Source organism: Paenibacillus ehimensis NBRC 15659 (genome assembly GCF_004000785.1).
Lineage (GTDB): Bacteria > Bacillota > Bacilli > Paenibacillales > NBRC-103111 > Paenibacillus_G > Paenibacillus_G ehimensis.
The window spans coordinates 25,739-41,618 of record NZ_BILX01000058.1 but is presented as its reverse complement, the minus strand read 5'-3'; the positions used below and the strand labels follow the sequence as shown (position 1 = coordinate 41,618).

21 protein-coding genes and 1 pseudogene are annotated in these 15,880 nt (G+C 46.2%); 4 read left to right on the top strand and 18 right to left on the bottom strand.

From position 1 onward, the window contains the following. Nucleotides 1-126 precede the first annotated feature (126 nt). The 11 genes and pseudogenes from PEH01S_RS25235 to PEH01S_RS25185 all read right to left on the bottom strand — a co-directional run bounded on the left by PEH01S_RS25235 (nucleotide 127) and on the right by PEH01S_RS25185 (nucleotide 8,368). Nucleotides 127-774 (bottom strand): ABC-2 transporter permease, encoded by a 648-nt coding sequence (locus PEH01S_RS25235; RefSeq protein WP_025844258.1) that lies wholly within the window; start codon nucleotides 772-774, stop codon nucleotides 127-129. Nucleotides 775-779: 5 nt separating this feature from the next. After that, nucleotides 780-1,628 (bottom strand): ABC transporter ATP-binding protein, encoded by an 849-nt coding sequence (locus tag PEH01S_RS25230; protein WP_025844257.1) that lies wholly within the window; start codon nucleotides 1,626-1,628, stop codon nucleotides 780-782. Next, complete coding sequence (locus tag PEH01S_RS25225) at nucleotides 1,625-2,005, bottom strand: GntR family transcriptional regulator (protein WP_025844256.1); 381 nt, start codon at nucleotides 2,003-2,005, stop codon at nucleotides 1,625-1,627. The genes PEH01S_RS25230 and PEH01S_RS25225 overlap by 4 nt, the downstream gene beginning before the upstream one ends. Before the next feature lie 157 nt (nucleotides 2,006-2,162). Next, nucleotides 2,163-2,849 (bottom strand): MIP family channel protein, encoded by a 687-nt coding sequence (locus tag PEH01S_RS25220; RefSeq protein WP_025844254.1) that lies wholly within the window; start codon nucleotides 2,847-2,849, stop codon nucleotides 2,163-2,165. 617 nt (nucleotides 2,850-3,466) lie between these two features. Beyond that, nucleotides 3,467-3,895, bottom strand: coding sequence for a NucA/NucB deoxyribonuclease domain-containing protein (locus PEH01S_RS25215; RefSeq protein WP_127488773.1), 429 nt, complete (start codon nucleotides 3,893-3,895; stop codon nucleotides 3,467-3,469). 589 nt (nucleotides 3,896-4,484) lie between these two features. After that, entirely contained in the window at nucleotides 4,485-5,687 is a 1,203-nt protein-coding gene (locus tag PEH01S_RS25210) for an MFS transporter (RefSeq protein WP_025844249.1), read from the bottom strand. A 142-nt stretch (nucleotides 5,688-5,829) separates the two neighbouring features. After that, nucleotides 5,830-6,132: an ArsR/SmtB family transcription factor gene (locus PEH01S_RS25205; protein WP_025844248.1), complete on the bottom strand. Its 303-nt coding sequence runs from the start codon at nucleotides 6,130-6,132 to the stop codon at nucleotides 5,830-5,832. Between the two features lie 103 nt (nucleotides 6,133-6,235). Beyond that, a complete protein-coding gene (locus tag PEH01S_RS25200; protein ID WP_025844247.1) occupies nucleotides 6,236-6,907 on the bottom strand; it encodes a hypothetical protein in 672 nt (223 codons plus the stop codon). 242 nt (nucleotides 6,908-7,149) lie between these two features. Next, a complete protein-coding gene (locus PEH01S_RS25195; protein ID WP_025844245.1) occupies nucleotides 7,150-7,554 on the bottom strand; it encodes a CBS domain-containing protein in 405 nt (134 codons plus the stop codon). A gap of 246 nt (nucleotides 7,555-7,800) precedes the next feature. Next, nucleotides 7,801-7,962, bottom strand: a pseudogene (locus PEH01S_RS25190) (MFS transporter); the annotation flags it as partial. Nucleotides 7,963-8,056: 94 nt separating this feature from the next. Beyond that, entirely contained in the window at nucleotides 8,057-8,368 is a 312-nt protein-coding gene (locus PEH01S_RS25185; RefSeq protein ID WP_025844243.1) for an ArsR/SmtB family transcription factor, read from the bottom strand. Nucleotides 8,369-8,540: 172 nt separating this feature from the next. Between PEH01S_RS25185 and PEH01S_RS25180 the strand changes: the two genes are divergently transcribed. Then, nucleotides 8,541-8,921 carry a PilZ domain-containing protein gene (locus PEH01S_RS25180; RefSeq protein WP_025844242.1) on the top strand — a complete coding sequence of 127 codons (381 nt, stop codon included), beginning with the start codon at nucleotides 8,541-8,543 and terminating at the stop codon, nucleotides 8,919-8,921. A 12-nt stretch (nucleotides 8,922-8,933) separates the two neighbouring features. Here PEH01S_RS25180 and PEH01S_RS25175 read toward each other — a convergent pair whose 3' ends face one another. From PEH01S_RS25175 to PEH01S_RS25160, 4 genes are read right to left on the bottom strand one after another with little or no spacing between them, the layout of a single operon-like run. After that, nucleotides 8,934-9,368 carry an AAA family ATPase gene (locus tag PEH01S_RS25175; protein ID WP_025844241.1) on the bottom strand — a complete coding sequence of 145 codons (435 nt, stop codon included), beginning with the start codon at nucleotides 9,366-9,368 and terminating at the stop codon, nucleotides 8,934-8,936. A gap of 2 nt (nucleotides 9,369-9,370) precedes the next feature. Continuing rightward, nucleotides 9,371-10,108, bottom strand: a complete 738-nt coding sequence (locus PEH01S_RS25170; RefSeq protein WP_127488771.1) for a tRNA(His) guanylyltransferase Thg1 family protein — start codon at nucleotides 10,106-10,108, stop codon at nucleotides 9,371-9,373. Nucleotides 10,109-10,131: 23 nt separating this feature from the next. Then, nucleotides 10,132-10,371, bottom strand: a complete 240-nt coding sequence (locus PEH01S_RS25165) for a hypothetical protein (protein WP_127488769.1) — start codon at nucleotides 10,369-10,371, stop codon at nucleotides 10,132-10,134. A 43-nt stretch (nucleotides 10,372-10,414) separates the two neighbouring features. Next, the gene (locus PEH01S_RS25160) at nucleotides 10,415-11,053 is read right to left on the bottom strand and encodes an immunity protein Imm33 domain-containing protein (RefSeq protein WP_127488767.1); all 639 of its coding nucleotides are present in this window, start codon (nucleotides 11,051-11,053) and stop codon (nucleotides 10,415-10,417) included. A 260-nt stretch (nucleotides 11,054-11,313) separates the two neighbouring features. Between PEH01S_RS25160 and PEH01S_RS25155 the strand changes: the two genes are divergently transcribed. The 3 genes from PEH01S_RS25155 (at nucleotide 11,314) to PEH01S_RS34770 (ending at nucleotide 11,915) form a co-directional block, all read left to right on the top strand. Continuing rightward, on the top strand, nucleotides 11,314-11,505 hold the full coding sequence (locus PEH01S_RS25155) for a sporulation protein Cse60 (RefSeq protein WP_025844236.1): 192 nt from the start codon (nucleotides 11,314-11,316) through the stop codon (nucleotides 11,503-11,505). Nucleotides 11,506-11,588: 83 nt separating this feature from the next. Beyond that, entirely contained in the window at nucleotides 11,589-11,738 is a 150-nt protein-coding gene (locus PEH01S_RS34775; protein WP_164828041.1) for a hypothetical protein, read from the top strand. 15 nt (nucleotides 11,739-11,753) lie between these two features. After that, on the top strand, nucleotides 11,754-11,915 hold the full coding sequence (locus tag PEH01S_RS34770) for a hypothetical protein (RefSeq protein ID WP_164828040.1): 162 nt from the start codon (nucleotides 11,754-11,756) through the stop codon (nucleotides 11,913-11,915). A 57-nt stretch (nucleotides 11,916-11,972) separates the two neighbouring features. On the opposite strand, the gene PEH01S_RS25150 is transcribed toward PEH01S_RS34770, so the two are convergent. From PEH01S_RS25150 to PEH01S_RS25140, 3 genes are all read right to left on the bottom strand, one after another. Beyond that, the gene (locus PEH01S_RS25150; RefSeq protein ID WP_127488764.1) at nucleotides 11,973-13,073 is read right to left on the bottom strand and encodes a WD40 repeat domain-containing protein; all 1,101 of its coding nucleotides are present in this window, start codon (nucleotides 13,071-13,073) and stop codon (nucleotides 11,973-11,975) included. A 218-nt stretch (nucleotides 13,074-13,291) separates the two neighbouring features. Then, nucleotides 13,292-14,188 carry a LysR family transcriptional regulator gene (locus PEH01S_RS25145; RefSeq protein WP_025844232.1) on the bottom strand — a complete coding sequence of 299 codons (897 nt, stop codon included), beginning with the start codon at nucleotides 14,186-14,188 and terminating at the stop codon, nucleotides 13,292-13,294. A gap of 146 nt (nucleotides 14,189-14,334) precedes the next feature. Beyond that, the gene (locus PEH01S_RS25140; protein WP_127488739.1) at nucleotides 14,335-15,873 is read right to left on the bottom strand and encodes an acyl-CoA carboxylase subunit beta; all 1,539 of its coding nucleotides are present in this window, start codon (nucleotides 15,871-15,873) and stop codon (nucleotides 14,335-14,337) included. Between the last annotated feature and the right edge of the window lie 7 nt (nucleotides 15,874-15,880).

Here is a 15,880-nt window from a genome sequence, read left to right as displayed (position 1 = left end):
CCAGGAGCGGAAATATAGCAAGGTAACTTTTATGCATCACTTGGCTCAAGGCGCTCACGGCAAGAATAGTTCCTAATAAACAGTAATAGATTTTTTCCGGTTGAAGTTCATGGCTATGCTCCAGTATCACAGATTTTTGTTGGAAAAAATCCGAATCGATAGGACCATCGATATCCCCCCGATAACAAAGGCCAATAAAATAAGGAGCGCGTCCAGCACGAATGGTGAAACAGGCAGCGAGACCGGGAACACGGCTCCGTTATGCTGTAAGACCTTCATGAGGTTCGGCAATACGAAAGGCGCCAGGAAGATCAGAAAAAAGAAAATATATCTTGATTTTTCGTACCCAAAACGATATTGAACCGGGATCATGACTCCAAAAATGATACTGATCAAGAAGAACGTTCGGCCTACATCGGATAGATCGAGCAGCCCGACTTTCAACGGACTGATCAGAGCCACAAGAGTATATAAGCAGCAGCAACCGATAAATATCGCAATGATAAAACAATATCTGGATATCACGATCGTCTTTCGTGTAAACGGAGTCGCACAAAGAAACGTGGACCCTTTGTATTTATAGTCCGTCATGGAAACTGTACTGAACAGCAAGAAACTAATGTACAGCGTACTTAGAAAAAAAGGCAGAAACTCCCCTGCAATGAAGTTGAGCTTCGTATGCATGAAAACCGGAAGCACCGTTGCCGCAAGCAGCATGAAGATCCAATATTTTTTCGCGAGCAGGAAATCCTTTTTCACAAGATGAAAAAGCATCGGGGTCACCTCCTGATGTAGCTTAACATAATATCTTCAACGGTCGGCCTTTCAATGATCGCTTTGGTCATATGCTGACGAACGGCCGCTTTATCATTCGTCACACCGGAAAATCCATACTCGGTTTCGTGCAAGGTAATAAACATTTTTCTCGTAACCTCATTCAGTTCGTTATTATCTCCTTTGACGAATCCATGCCTGTCCAATAAGATGTCCTTCTCTTCGTTGAATACGATTCGCCCGTTGTCAATTAAAATGAGCGCATCCGCAACTTTATCCAAGTCGGAGGTGATGTGGGACGACAAAAAGACACTCTTTCCGTCCTTCACATAATCAAGCAGGATGTCCATCAGCTCCGATCTCACCTGCGGATCGAGACCGCTCGTCGGCTCATCCATAATTAATAAGTCCGCCTGATGGGAAATCGCCAACGCGATGGCATACTTCATACGCATGCCTTTGGAAAGCGTCCCTATTTTTTGATTCAGCTGCAATCCGAATCGTTCCATATTCCGGTTAAACAAAGCGTTATCCCAATTGGAATAGGCCGGAGCAATAACATTTTTCATCTCCAGCAAGGTTAGCTCGTCATAGAAATAACCTTCATCCAAAACAATTCCAATACGGTTTTTGAATTCCCGTTCATGCCTTTCAATATCTTTTCCGAAAAAGGTTATCTCTCCCGCATCCTTCAACATTAATCCGAGAATCAGTTTAATGGTCGTCGTTTTTCCGGCTCCGTTCACCCCGATGAATCCCGTAATACAGCCTTCGATCAACGAAAAACCGACATCGTCCAGCCTGAAATTACCCAAATCTTTCTTTAGTCCTGCTACCTCTAAAATTGGCTTCATTCTTCCCCCTCCTCAAACAACAAATCCATCATGGCGACCAATTCGCTTTTGCTGATGCCTAACGAACGGGCCGTTTTCCACGCTTCCGTGAGCTTAACTTCAACCATATGCCGTTTCGATTCCAATAGCAGTTCGAAGTTTTCCTTGGCGACAAATGACCCTTTGCCTGCTTTGGTTGTAATAAATCCTTCCGATTCAAGCTCGTCATATACTCTTCGAGTCGTAAGGACACTGACGCGCAGATCATTGGCCAATGCACGGATCGAAGGCAGCATTTCTCCTTCTTTTAATTCGCCGCGAATAATCGCATCCTTGATTTGATCTTTGATTTGCTGATAGATCGGCGGGTCGGACGTATTGGAAATAATTATTTTCATATGGCCTCCACAAATCACAACTGTGTATCTCTTACATACACAGAATATACAATATACACAATAATGTCAATGGCACAGGGAGTACGCAAATACCCCCTCCTTGTATCGGAGGGGGTAAAGCAATGGTTATTTAGATATAACGCTTGCGCAAAACGAATTATGCCTCATGATTGGCATTCAACCGCCGATACGCAATGGCGGCCAGCACCGCTCCGATGAGAGGAGCCACAATAAAGACCCACAGTTCCGCCAAGGCTTCCCCGCCCAATATTACTGCCGGTCCGAAGCTTCTGGCCGGATTAACGGAAGTGCCGGTAAGGCCGATGCCCAGAATGTGAACCAGCACTAACGACAAGCCGATCACCAAACCTGCAACATGACTGTTGGCTGAATCGGATGTGACACCCAGAATGGTGTAAATGAAGATGAACGTCAATACGATTTCCACGATGAACGCCATTGTACCGGTGATACCAATCCCATAGCCTTCGCCGAATCCGTTCTGCCCCAAGCTGGTCACGGGCTTGCCCGACGATTGGATAATAGCGGATAGCAGCGCCGAACCCATAACGGCTCCGGCTGTTTGGGCAATCACATAACCTACGAATTCCTTTCCGGGCATCTTCCGGCGTATGAGCATTGCCAACGAAACTGCAGGGTTAATATGGCATCCGGATATCGGACCGATCACATAAGCCATCGCAACGATGGACAGACCGAACGCGAACGCGATTCCGAGATAACCCAGCTCGCTTCCAGCCGTAGCCGCACTTCCGCAGCCGATCAGCACGAGTACCAAAGTACCGATGAATTCGGCCGCATATTTCTTCCATGACGGATACATTTTTTTCCTCCTCTCCTGTATATTCAAGACCTAAGTTAATATACAAGGAGGAACTAAACAAAAAATGAACATTTTTCATTCTACCAGATAGATCAGCGGAACCGGGGTTTGTGGGTTAACATATTTCGCTTTGTTTGTTACAATGTCAAAAAAAATCCGTATTTTTTTCGTTCAATGATGAATTTATTGCGTCCTAATGTAATAATCATCAAAATGTCTAATGACCAATTCCAAAAATTGTGATATACTCTTTGTGCTTTCATTCTTACCGCAAAAAATAAATTGCTTATTGATTGGAGCGAGTGCGTAAAGATGCATAAGATTATTGAGCAAAGCGTGAATTATTTATTGTATCATCCTGATCGCGGCTATTTATATGTCGACCCGGTTCATGCCATATTCGAGCTCATGCGTAACCTTAAACATACCGACAATCCTTTGGAAGCCTATAAATTTACATTTGAAGAAGGCTCCGAAGTAAAATTTAACGATAGTATCGTACAATTTATGTTGAATGGTTACTCCATTCATAAGTTAACGAACACCATCGCGATTAGTAAAATAAATGAATAGCAGCTTTATTCCGGTGCCAATGGGCTTAAGCCATTGGCCGTACTTCATTTCACAACAATCTTCACTTGCGTCCCATCGGGATACTTTTCCAATTGATTGCTCACCCAAGATCCGGCTCCTCGGTTGTCGGAAGGGCTTATATACATGATATCGGCTCCTTTGCCGCCTTCTGCGCACATAGCCATGGGAAACTCGTCCCGATCCAGATTAGGCTTTGTGGGCACTCCTTTTAGAGATTCCTTCCGATTGGCTTCCGCGCCTTTTCGATCGATTGTACAAATAGAGGATTTCCCATGCTCAATCGCCGCTTTGATGTGTGCGGCCGTCTCGGGGAAACGATCCGATGGAAAATTAAGAATAACCTCTTCTTTTTCTGCCGGCGTTGAAAGGTTTGTTAGAATCCAACCTTGATTAAAATATAAAACGAATAGAATAAATACAATAGTCGCTATGGAAATTACTTTATTTTTCATTATGCATAAGTCCTTTGCCTACATACAGTTCGAGGCGTTGGCTATAACGCTGTTCGCCATATTTTATTATTTTGGGATAATTTGAACCATCGGCCATTCTGCTTAAATCGCTTCCTTCACTTATTATAAAATTGCTGGTTGGCTCACTCCGATTATGTAAATCCAACATGAATTTTTTTATGTTACCAGGCTCAACGCAGCGTACTCCAAATAAAACCATATGATGCTGATCTGTGAATGAATGATATAAGTCAAACAGTATGAACTCCGGACTTTCTGCCTCGGCGTCATTTTTTCATCTCTTGATATACTCTAACTCCTCTATTGTAATCTGGCAAGAAAAACCACTCTTTGTTCGTCAAAGTTCCGATCTTTCCTACAAGGCACTATATTTGTTTGTCTTTCGAGATCGTTTCTTTATCCATTCGGTTCGCCTCTATCCCTTAATATTCGCATTGCCGTGACGGGTATCCTTCATTTACGAGAGGCTGAAACAAAAGAAAAACCCATATCTGCCTGACATGGGTTTACAAAGTAATTTTGACGTTACCGCCGGATTTCCGATTGAACGATTGGAGAAGCATCCGAATCAGTCTGACAAAGCATGTTCTTGCGAATGACCCGCTTTTCCCGCCTCTTCCCTTAACCAAGAAAATAATAAGAACGAAGCCGAGACGGCAATCGCCACGCCGAGCGTCCCGAACCACGGAATGGATGACAAGGATACGTGATCCACGGCGAGGCCGCCGATTCCCGCTCCCGCTGCCATCGCTAATTGCATCGTAGACTGGTTGAGTCCGAGCAGGACTCCCGAATAATTCGGATGAATTCGGATCAAATTATATTGCTGCGTAGGACCGGACGACCAGGCTGAAAACGACCATAAGACAAGGACGAGAACAACGACCGCCCAAGAACTCGTTAGAGCGACTGTAACAGAGAGTAACAGGAAGGCCGCGATGTGCAGGAGCATTCCCCCGATTAACGTGAAAGAAACTCCCCATCTATCCGTACTGTAGCCGCCGAATTTGGAACCGATTAAGCTGGCCACGCCGAACGCCAACAGCACTCCGCTGAGCACTCCTTCATTCAAGCCCGCAACCTTGAGAAGATAAGGAGAAATGTAGGTAAACACGATAGAGTAGCCGCCGAGCCAAAAGAAAGTGATCGAGAGGCCAAGAGCCACTTTTCTGCTTTTCAGAAGAGCAAGCTGTTTGGATAAAGGTACGGGGGCATCCCCTTGCACCCGCGGGATCGCTCGATATAGAACAAAGATGGCCAGAAGCCCTATGACGGCAATGAAACCAAACACCGATTTCCAGCCGTAGGCCGCAGCGATCATTCGTCCGAGAGGAACACCGATAATTAATGACGTCGTAAAACCCATAACCACGGTTGCAATGGAGCTGGCCTGTTTCCCTTCAGGCGCGATTTTCGCTGCTATATCCAGAGCGGTTACAACAACCATCCCTGCGCCTAAAGCCATCATCACGCGCGCAAGGATAAAAAGTCCGAATCCCGGCAGCACAAAAGACAAAACATTGGCCAACACGAAGATTCCCAGCGCACCAACAAGCAGCTTCTGCCTCTCTATTTTTGCCGTCAACGCCATCAAGATGGGGGTGCAAATGGCATAGACAAAGGAGAAAATGGTAACGAGCTGCCCAGCCGAAGTAATAGAAATGCCCATTGTATCCGAGATCTTATCTAAAATACCCGAAATGACATACTCGGATGTCCCTACCAAAAAACTGACAATTGCCAAAAAATAAACTTTCCAAGTGCTTGCCATCAAACTACCACTCCTTTTATTATTCACATCTATATATTATAAATTATCGATGTGTTCTGCTAAAAAATCTACATATTATAATATTTCGATATGTAGGCTTAAAACAAACCGAATCCTCAGGAGAGCATCCAGTTTGTTGTCGTTAGATTTCGTTATTAAAAAATGCACCGATTTCGCGTATCGTTTCCTCGTTTCTTTTGTAGTACGTATATTTACCGATCCGTTCCGTCTTAATCAGACCTGCTCGCTGGAGTATCGATAAATATTGAGAAGCTGTTGACTGTGTCATCTTCAACTTATCTGTGACTTGACTAACACATACCCCGATTTTTCTCATATCAATCCCTTCGTGGGGCGTAAAATGTTTTTCGGGATCCTTCAACCAATGCAAAATTTGCAGTCTCGACTCATTGGACAGTGCTTTAAAAACTTCAATCGGCTCCATACACATTATAATATCGCAAATTATCGATATGTCAAGTTTTTTATGGAGCCTTCGCAGCTTTAATTAAAAAAGAGTCGAATAAAATCCGACTCTCTCGTGGGAATTAGCGCCCGTTAGGCGAAAAATGGTTTTTATCATCGTTAACCGGAGTGTAATGTACCAAGCCATACGTTTTGGCTACCGAAATCAGCGTTGGATTCGTGCTATTTTTGGCTCCCGAATTGATCGTTACTTTTTTGCCGTTCGCATCCGTGATTACAACGCTGGCCTTCGACCAAGACGTGGCCAGATCGATCGCGTTTCTTGCGGTATGGTTGGAGTTCAGCGCCGGGGCGACGTTTAGGTTGGAAATCCCGTAGCCGTTGACCATGGCTCTTGCTCCGGCGATCGATTTGCTGTAATTTGCATCATCATTGTCATGCACCCATTTGATATTAACGCCGGCCTTGGCAGGCACATCCTTCGGGCTTACCTTCTTATTCACAATCTTCCACGACCAATGCATCAAATAAGCCCGTTCTACCGGTCTATAAGTAGATTCGATGCTCGTTGAGATGCCCGCCTCGTGAAGTGCGGCTATGAATCTTTTGACATTGCTTTTAAACGGGTCGTTGAGGTCATCGACACTTTTGGAGCCGGGAAATCTCGCAACCCAAGCGGAGCCGCTATTTTCAGCCGCTGCAATGGAAGCGACAGAATCGGCGGGAGCTGCAAAAATATTTGTGGGGGTCATCAAGGTGAGTGTAACCATAGCGGAAATCAGAAGCTTTTTCATAAAGTCACTCCTTCATAATAGTTTAGTATAATGTGCACCTTATACTAAACTCAAAATATCATAATATTACCATGTATACAATAATATTTTACAAATTTATATTATATTTACTTTTAATCTATCATTTACAATATTTTAAAAAGACAAAAATCCCCTCCAAGCTCACTCTTTTTCAAGAATGTCCGCTTAGAGGGGACTCTTCCCTGCGCAGGCAGTTCGGCAATCTCAACAAGCCCCGGCTGTTAGTCCGTAATATTATTCGTGTAGTACTCGATGATATCTTTGCGACGAATGATACCGATGAAGACCTGATTGTCGTCTACGACGGGAACGAAGTTCTGATCGGCAGCCAGATGAAGCATATCCTCCAGGTGCGCATTGATCGAAACGCACTCGTTATGAATACGGCGTTTAATTTCATGAACTTTGATGATGTCCAAGTTTTGAAAGCTTAATCCGGGGGTATTCTTCATCTTCCAGAATAGATCCCCTTCCGAGAGGGTGCCAATGTATTTCCCCTCCCCGTCAATAACGGGAATCGCCGTGTATTGGCTTTGTTCCAGCTTTTCCAAGGCCTCCTGCATCGTAGCAGACGAGATAATGTAGGCCACTTTTTCCTTTGGGAACAAAAAATCGGATATTTGCATCGGTCAAAGCTCCTTTCTTTCGAGTTGGAACAGTGCTGCGCATATTGCGTTGTAAAATAGGATGAATCCCCTGCGCTATTCTCCATGTGAGCGATGGTCAGGTCCCGGAAGACTCCATCCTTGTGTTACTAAGTTTAGCACACCTGAAAGAAAGAAAAAACTTGCTATAGCATCATGCGCCTATTAGCGCCACCCGGCTATGGCGCGCCGCCCCCGGCTTCCTGACCGCAGCTTTCGGGCTGACCAAACTAAAGCAACTATGCTGACCAGCCATCCGCCCTGCGAGGCGGGGATGTTGAACTTCTGCGTAACCTGGGGCAGAACCCCGACAATTCCCATTTCCGTCGTTATAATTCCGAATACGCCCAATGCCAGAACGAGGATAAGCAAAGGATCGATCTTGTTTATCACAACAATCTCCATTTCCTATGTAATCCCCAAATACATATATCTAGATATGAATATGTATAAAGACAAAAAAAAGAGAGTCTCTCCTTTCTTTTTAAAGTTCGGTCCGAATATACTCGGCAAATTGCTGTATGGTCTTTTCGTTCCGACGATAGAACGTCCACTTCCCATACCGCTCCGCTTCCAGCAAGCCGGCTTTTTGCATCGTTAACAAATAGTTGGAGACGACCGATTGGGCAAGCTCCGCTTTGGCTTGGATATCCGATACACACACGCCGATGCGGAAATCGATACCGTGTTCGATATAAGGACTTTTATCGAAATGTTGCTCGGGATCTTTTAACCACACCATAATTTGACGACGGGTCTCGTTCGACAACGCTTTATATATCAATGAAGGATCCATACGCATCATTATATCTATTTTTGTAGATTTGTAAAACTGTCACGATCGGGACTCCAATCAAGGGGTTCCTGTAGTTATTACTAAAAGATTAAATAAATCATCATAATTACCGATATATGTATAAACTACACCCATGTGGTTCACAATCCAATACCATTGAAGGCGGTGCGTCATGTATCAAAACAAGCGGAGCGATACTTTCAGATATAGTTTAAATACCCCGTTAGTTTGCTATTTCGAAGTCACAAAAGTTAACGGCACTTCGACGTCAAGCACTCCGGTCAAAGCAACCTTGATGGATATCAGCAACTCCGGCTGCAAAATCGTGACACCCTTGAATTTAAACGCGGCCAACAACCAGCTGCAGATTATTTTGCACGTGCAATTGCAAGAAGAGCTTTTGAAGCTCAACGGTTCGATTCGCTGGCAGCTGCAATCCACGAACGCGCTCTCTCATTACGGCGTTAAATTTATGATGAACGAGTCCGAAAAAAGACATCTGCTCTCCGGACTGCGGACCTTAACGGCGCTAAGAAAAATTACGGTAAATTGAGGATCGCTTTGGTTATAGCTCGGTTACGATAAACTTGCCGTTCTGCGAAGTCACTTTGTACAATTCGTCGAATCCTTCATCTGCGCCGGGCGGGGTCAATTTCTTAAGCACGCTTTTTATGCCGATCTCCGGAATCTTTGCGGCCCCCGCCCTGAGTTCATTGCGCTTCACGGATTCCGCAAAATCCGGCTCAAAATAATAACCAATAACCTTGAACCTCCCCCGCTTCGCAGCCTCAATGTACTTTTTTCGATCCTCGGCGCCGGGATTCGTATTATCGACGACGAAAGGCTGCTTCGCTTGGATGGAAGCGGCTATATAGATGTCTTCTCTGTGCCGGGTCTTGAGCATGTCCAAGTTTATTCTGATGTGCGAATTGAAAAATTGTTCTTTATAGAAGGTCGATTTGCCGGAAGCCTGAATTCCAATGAAGAGGACGCACTCCAAGCCTACTCCCCCTTATCCAAATAAACATACTGATTCAAGTATTCCCTATTCTGCGTGAAGATAGGCGTCTCGTCATCCACATCCCATTTGCTTCTTAAAGCTTCGCCTTTATAGTACGGCTGCTTGGTGATACATACTCCGCGCTTCTGCCACACAGGCAGATCGTTCCAATTGATCCCTCTTTCCAGGAAGAGCTTATCTTGAAGCTGCTTTCCATCGAGTCCCTGCAATTCTTGATGAGGAAAATTGGCCTGCGCCACCATCGATATACTGTTTTTCGTGGCGTCTTGCTGCCTCCATACAAAATAATTGGCGACTTCATCGTGCGGAAGCACCCATACCCTGCTATCGAACGTCGCCAAAGGCTTATCCGGAGCGATCTTTCGCATCTCTTCGTTAAACTTTGCCGTGGCCATGGAGGCGGATACGGAAACGATCTTTTGAATATTATTTTCGAACCATGACTGGGTCGTTAATTTATCATAATTGGTGAGCAATAAGGAAATCTCGTCGCTTTGATGATAAACAATTTTGCATCCCATAATATTCTGCGCAAGGTACTTGCACGTCTCCCACAAGGCATGGGTTAATGTCTCATCAAACGGCTTCTTCATGCCACGGGTAAAAGAATGAAAATGACAGCCGTCGATTCTTACAATAATCGGAAGACGGCGCGGCAAGCTGTGCCGGAACGCATTTTCGTACTCCTTCATCCGGTTTCCAAAATCATCTTTTTTCATCGCTTGCCCCCCTCCTCATGTTTTTACGCGCCGACGCTTTTTATTCCGACATAAACCGCCAGCAAAATGATCACTCCGGCAATCAGCATTTTGACCCGCTTCTTCTTTTTTCGCTTTTGCCGCTCTTTCTTAAGCGCCTTCTCGACAGCCTCGCCAAGCAGCTCGAATTTCTCTTCGACCGTATGCTTGAGAATGGTTCCGCAATGGGAGCAGTGCCTTTGAAACGCTGTAGGCTTAGTGCAGTTCGGACATTCCACCATCATCTATGGCCCCCTTTGGCAAGCTTTATTCATCAATTTCTCAGCTTCACGATTCACTATAGTACGCGTCCCAATCATAATCTTCGACGAATACGAACTTGCCGGATTCAACGTCTCTTTCGTAAGCGCTCGGAGGCTCGGCATCCAAATAAGGGATGATCGAATCGTCCATATTTAATACGACCCCCAAGGAAACGACTTGAAAATTTGTGCTGTCCGCATTATAGTCGTCATCCTCGTACCCGCTGAAAAAGGTCCATCCCGTATCGTGTTCGTTATTAGGCTCGTCTTTCATCATAAAATTAAATTGTTCTCTCTCCAGAACATCCTTACTCACGATGACCTTGTAATTGTAATAATCATCCATCTCTTTCGCATGCGGATCTTCCAATTGCGTACTGCAAATATGTACGGCGTTAAAGCGGATCATATCTCCATATTGCAGAGAATCCAAATAAACCGGATGATTGACTAATTCCCCACGGAAATCGGACGCATTCCGCTCAACGATTTTCACCCACATTCTTTCGGCTTCGCAGCCGTTATCCAGCGTTTCTTCCGCCATAAAGATTAGCTTGACCAAGTCGCCCGCCTGCAGCCGGTCCAAGACTTCATCGCTCGGAATATAGAAAGTATATGGCGCTTCTTTATGACGTTCGACGGCACTATCCAATGTCCATGCCATGAAATCTCCACTCTCCTGAAAATGAACTTGTTTCACGGAACTTCCCCTTCTTCATCATAACCAATTCAAAATGTCATTTCCACAATTTGATAGTATTCAAGGTTAGAATCTAGCAGGTTTGACTCCATCATTGTTATATGTTATGGTCAATTGGTAAGGCATTCCACTCTCTATCGGGCGGGATGCCTTACTGCATGAAAGCGGTTTTTTACATTTAATGTATGACGGATCAAAATCATAAGCCAAGAAAGGTGAAAAGCATGATTCAAGTTAAAGAATTCCTTGATTCCGACAATCGGCTTGCCGAGAAAAGCTGCAATGAATTTCTGGCCACATTGGCGGAAGATCAAATTGTAAGCATAAGCTACGGGTCCATTATCAAAAGCAAACCCGACAAAGGGGAATATCAAAGAAGCACGATCCTGGTTGTCTACCGGACCCGGGAGAATTGAACCGCCGTGATTGGCGGTCTTTTTTATTTAGAATAAAAATGCCGCTCGCTGTAAATGATATCCAGTGTAAAGGAGATGAAGCCATGCCCCAGGATAAGCTGGAAAAAGAAACGGACGGAAATCCGGAAACGGTCTATGAGGACCTTACGTCACATGAACGCGATGGATTCAGAACGGATGATACGCAGGAAATCGGAGATCGTGAAAAATTGGATGGATTCTCGATTGAATAAATACAGGAGGTAAATATGGATAGAGAAACGCAAGCAGGCATTGAAAATCTTGAGACCACTGCGGAAGCAGCAGATTTATTGACTGTTCCCGAAGGCGCCAAGGATTATGTCGATCTCATCGGGGACGAAAATCTCGATCCTTTTGGCAAGCCGTCTTCCAATGCGGATCAGCTATAAAACAAATGAAAAACAAGCCAGGAGCACAAACGAATTGCGCTCCGGCTTGTTTTTTCGTTATGCAAGCGCGTAGAGGCTCACACAGCCGTAATCCGTATAGACGGCAAGATAATCCTTTGTAAAAGTAAGGGTGCAGTTTTTCACAACATGCTCGACCTCAAACGCAATCGTCGGTTTCATGGTGTGGAGGTCGAACAGTTGAATTTTGCCGTAATTGTACACGGCGAGCAGTCCTCTGCGTTCATGGATCGCAAAGCTTTTAATCTCCGGGGTGATCCAGTCCCTGCATCCGGTCATGGTGTTCAGGTCGTAGCACTTGAGCGACCATGAGCCGTACTGCTCCTGCGTGAACAACCATCGGTCGTCCGGTGAAAAAGCCATGCTCGACGTCATCGCATTTTTGTCTTTTGCGATCGTGCGTTCCTGCATGGTCGTCATATCGACGATTACGATTTCGTCGGTTCGTGTACAGTAGGCCATCAAGCGGCCGTCATGCGACAATACGGCGCAAAGCTGCAGACTATGTCCTCCATACTTCTCGCATTCCACTTGTCTCGTATAACGGACGGTATTCGTTCCGAGATCGTAGACCACAAGGCTGGACTTATCGTACCATAGCGCCGACGAGCCCGATACCGAAAGCGTGCTCGTCGGCATCATGGGCGTATATCGCTCAATCTCGCCATTGTCGAGAGATAGCCCTGCAATCTGATGATCAGCATTCAACAGCAGTATCTTCTGTGCGGCACAGCACCGCATATCGAAGATGAGCTGCTTTCCCGGAAGCTCGCAGGTTGTTTGTTTCTCCCCTTGATCGTCCATGAGATAAATCTCGGCTTTTTCAAACTGACCTATCACATAGCTGCAGAAGAAGGTATTTGTATCCTGGGTCGCGGCCAGCGGCATAAACCCGGTGTAGCCGCCTCCGATATAGCGATGCAGGACCGGCTGCCCGGCCCCTGCTTGCGGGTTATGCAGCACAAAGCCTTTTTTCAGTCTGCTCCACGTTTCCTTTTGCACATACTTCGCCGCTTGCTCGGGCTCGTCAAACCCTTTTTCTTTCGCTTTACCGCCGTTGCTCGCTATGTAAACTTGATTACCGCTTTGTCGAATCGACCATGTTTTGTTAGTGATTCTGTCCGTTAACGTTCTTTCCATAGTATCCTCGCTTTGTCTAGGTCGCGTGTCCCGGCCTTAATTCGTCGATGAATTTGTTCCGATTCTCGTATTCTTCTTCTACGGTTACCATGATCGGACTGTCCAGAAAATGAATGAAGTAATATTGTACATAGGTACGTAATTTGATTTAACCACATCGAGCAATCTTAATGCAAACACACTAATATTCACAAGTGCTCCCCGCCCGCAGCCGCTGTTCATAAACCCGGTTGATTCGGCGGATTGGCCTGGATATAGGCAATAAACTCCCGGGATGCATAAGAAAGGTATTTATTCCGGGGATAAATAAGCGCCAGCTCCCATGCCATCTGCGGATGGGAAATTGAAACGGTATGAACGGCCAGATGATGCAAACGGTTCGCCATCGATCTGGGGATCAATGAAATTCCTAGCTGAGACGCCACCATCTCGCAGCAGAAATCCCACAGGGAGGTCATATGAGCTACCTCGGGTTCGAATCCGGCCTGCAAGCATGCTTGCCAAACGACGTCATGAAGGGCGAATTCCTTGGTGAACAAAATAAACGGCTCATTCTTTAATTCAGCTAAACTGACGGATGTTCTTCCGGCAAGCCAGTGATGACGGCTTACAATGACTACCAGCTCTTCAGATAACAAGGAAACCGTTTCATACAGCCGGGTGTTCACCGGCAGCACCGTGACTCCAAAATCGATATTTCCTTGCTCCATCTGCGTCTCTACCTGTTTCGCGCTGTATTCTATCATTTGAATCTCAATCCCGGGATATCTCTTCTTGAATCCGGCAATGATTTTTGGGAAAAGTAATGCGCTGATTGTAGGCATGATTCCCATTTTCACGTTTCCTCTTTGCCCTTGAACCAGCTCATGAACCGAAGAAGATAATTCCTCCAGCAATTGCAAAATGGTCAAAGCCTTCTCGTTAACCAGCTTTCCCGTATCCGTAAGTACAACCTCCCTCTCGGAACGGTCAAGCAAAATAACCCCCAATTCGTCTTCCAGGCTTTTGATCATCTTGCTGATCGATGGCTGGGAAACAAACAGAACCTGCGAAGCTTTTGTAAAATTTTTATGCTTGGCCACCTCTGCAAAATATTGAAGCTGTCTAATATCCATCCGATCCGGATCTGCCTCCTTCCTCTATAGGCAAAGCGGTATCCAAACCATACATCCTCCGGCTCAAGATTATGATATGCCGTCCACGCAAAAAACAGCACCGGCGCGTCGCTAAACGCATGGTGCTGTTCGGAAATACCGGCGAATTAAACCGGATATACCGGGTGCTTCCGTTCGGTGAAGACGATAGCCTTAGAGGAATAAGCCTCGAATCGGTTCACTAACTCGTCACGTAACGAATTGGCCGGAATAATCCCGTCGATAATCATTTCGGAGGCGAGCCGGTAAATATCAATATCCTGCTTATACTCCCCCCGCTTTTGTTCGATAAAAGAGGCCCGCTCGTTTTCAGGCAGTTGAGCAATTTTGTTGGCATAGACGGCGTTGACCGCAGCTTCCGGTCCCATCACCGCAATTTGCGCCGTAGGCAAGGCGAGACAGCAATCCGGTTCAAACGCAGGACCGGCCATCGCATAGAGGCCTGCTCCGTATGCTTTACGGACGATCACCGAGATTTTAGGCACGCTCGCTTCGGACATGGCCGAAATCATTTTCGCGCCATGGCGGATAATTCCTGCCCGCTCCACCTTGGTGCCGATCATAAAACCGGGGACGTCGGCGAGAAACAGAAGCGGGATATGAAACGCGTCGCACAGGGTAATAAACCGGGCCGCCTTATCCGCCGAATCGTGAAACAGCACGCCTCCTTTCACCCGCGGTTGGTTGGCAACGATCCCAACCGGTTTTCCGTTCATTCGGGCCAACCCCGTAATCAGCTCGCCGGCAAACAGCTTCTTCATCTCGAAGAATGATCCCTCGTCAATAATCCGGTCAATCAGGTCATACATATTAAACGGGGCATTCTGATTGGACGGGATGAGCTCTTCCAATGATTTCTCAAAGTATGGTGGTGCCGCCGCTTCCACGACCGGCGGTTTTTCGGAAAAATTGGCGGGAAAATAGGAGAGATACCGCCGTGCCATCGCAATGGCTTCTTCTTCGTTTTTGGCCAGCACATCACCGCATCCGGATACCGAGCAATGCATGCGTGCTCCACCCATTTCTTCTAACGTAACCTTTTCTCCGATAACCATCTCCGCCATCCGCGGGGAACCGAGATACATGGATGCATTGCCATCCACCATAATCACGATATCGCAGAATGCCGGAATGTAGGCCCCGCCTGCAGCCGAAGGACCAAAGAGGAGGCAAATTTGGGGAATTTTACCCGACAATTTGACCTGATTGTAAAAAATACGGCCCGCCCCGCGCCGTCCGGGGAACATCTCGACCTGGTCCGTAATGCGGGCGCCTGCCGAATCCACGAGGTAAATCAGCGGTACTCTCATTTTGTCAGCCGTCTCTTGGATTCGAATAATCTTCTCTACCGTACGCGATCCCCAAGAACCGGCTTTGACGGTGGAATCGTTGGCCATCGCACAAACGGTTCTCCCGTTAATCTTTCCCATCGCCGTCACCACGCCATCCGCCGGAAGGTCTTCTGCCAGGCAGTTGGCAAATAACGCATCCTCCAGCTCGAAGCCCGGATCAAACAATAGCTTCAAACGGTCGCGAACAAATCGTTTTCCTTGCTCCGCATTCTTTTGATGATAAGCCCGCGCTCCCCCTTTGAGGATCCGCGACATCCGTTCCTGCAGTTCCTCCGGATTGATTTCCATGGACATCCCCTGT

What these genes read in the sequence shown, in the direction of transcription:
- PEH01S_RS25220 (WP_025844254.1), bottom strand. Translation starts at nt 2,849, where the DNA reads ATGTATCCGTCATGGAAGAAATATGCGGCCGAATTCATCGGTACTTTG.
- PEH01S_RS25225 (WP_025844256.1), bottom strand. Translation starts at nt 2,005, where the DNA reads ATGAAAATAATTATTTCCAATACGTCCGACCCGCCGATCTATCAGCAA.
- PEH01S_RS25215 (WP_127488773.1), bottom strand. Translation starts at nt 3,895, where the DNA reads ATGAAAAATAAAGTAATTTCCATAGCGACTATTGTATTTATTCTATTC.
- PEH01S_RS25230 (WP_025844257.1), bottom strand. Translation starts at nt 1,628, where the DNA reads ATGAAGCCAATTTTAGAGGTAGCAGGACTAAAGAAAGATTTGGGTAAT.
- PEH01S_RS34775 (WP_164828041.1), top strand. Translation starts at nt 11,589, where the DNA reads ATGCCCCAGGATAAGCTGGAAAAAGAAACGGACGGAAATCCGGAAACG.
- PEH01S_RS25145 (WP_025844232.1), bottom strand. Translation starts at nt 14,188, where the DNA reads ATGGATATTAGACAGCTTCAATATTTTGCAGAGGTGGCCAAGCATAAA.
- PEH01S_RS25210 (WP_025844249.1), bottom strand. Translation starts at nt 5,687, where the DNA reads ATGGCAAGCACTTGGAAAGTTTATTTTTTGGCAATTGTCAGTTTTTTG.
- PEH01S_RS25140 (WP_127488739.1), bottom strand. Translation starts at nt 15,873, where the DNA reads ATGTCCATGGAAATCAATCCGGAGGAACTGCAGGAACGGATGTCGCGG.
- PEH01S_RS25150 (WP_127488764.1), bottom strand. Translation starts at nt 13,073, where the DNA reads ATGGAAAGAACGTTAACGGACAGAATCACTAACAAAACATGGTCGATT.
- PEH01S_RS25160 (WP_127488767.1), bottom strand. Translation starts at nt 11,053, where the DNA reads ATGGCATGGACATTGGATAGTGCCGTCGAACGTCATAAAGAAGCGCCA.
- PEH01S_RS25155 (WP_025844236.1), top strand. Translation starts at nt 11,314, where the DNA reads ATGATTCAAGTTAAAGAATTCCTTGATTCCGACAATCGGCTTGCCGAG.
- PEH01S_RS25170 (WP_127488771.1), bottom strand. Translation starts at nt 10,108, where the DNA reads ATGAAAAAAGATGATTTTGGAAACCGGATGAAGGAGTACGAAAATGCG.
- PEH01S_RS25200 (WP_025844247.1), bottom strand. Translation starts at nt 6,907, where the DNA reads ATGAAAAAGCTTCTGATTTCCGCTATGGTTACACTCACCTTGATGACC.
- PEH01S_RS34770 (WP_164828040.1), top strand. Translation starts at nt 11,754, where the DNA reads ATGGATAGAGAAACGCAAGCAGGCATTGAAAATCTTGAGACCACTGCG.
- PEH01S_RS25195 (WP_025844245.1), bottom strand. Translation starts at nt 7,554, where the DNA reads ATGCAAATATCCGATTTTTTGTTCCCAAAGGAAAAAGTGGCCTACATT.
- PEH01S_RS25205 (WP_025844248.1), bottom strand. Translation starts at nt 6,132, where the DNA reads ATGGAGCCGATTGAAGTTTTTAAAGCACTGTCCAATGAGTCGAGACTG.
- PEH01S_RS25235 (WP_025844258.1), bottom strand. Translation starts at nt 774, where the DNA reads ATGCTTTTTCATCTTGTGAAAAAGGATTTCCTGCTCGCGAAAAAATAT.
- PEH01S_RS25180 (WP_025844242.1), top strand. Translation starts at nt 8,541, where the DNA reads ATGTATCAAAACAAGCGGAGCGATACTTTCAGATATAGTTTAAATACC.
- PEH01S_RS25185 (WP_025844243.1), bottom strand. Translation starts at nt 8,368, where the DNA reads ATGGATCCTTCATTGATATATAAAGCGTTGTCGAACGAGACCCGTCGT.
- PEH01S_RS25165 (WP_127488769.1), bottom strand. Translation starts at nt 10,371, where the DNA reads ATGATGGTGGAATGTCCGAACTGCACTAAGCCTACAGCGTTTCAAAGG.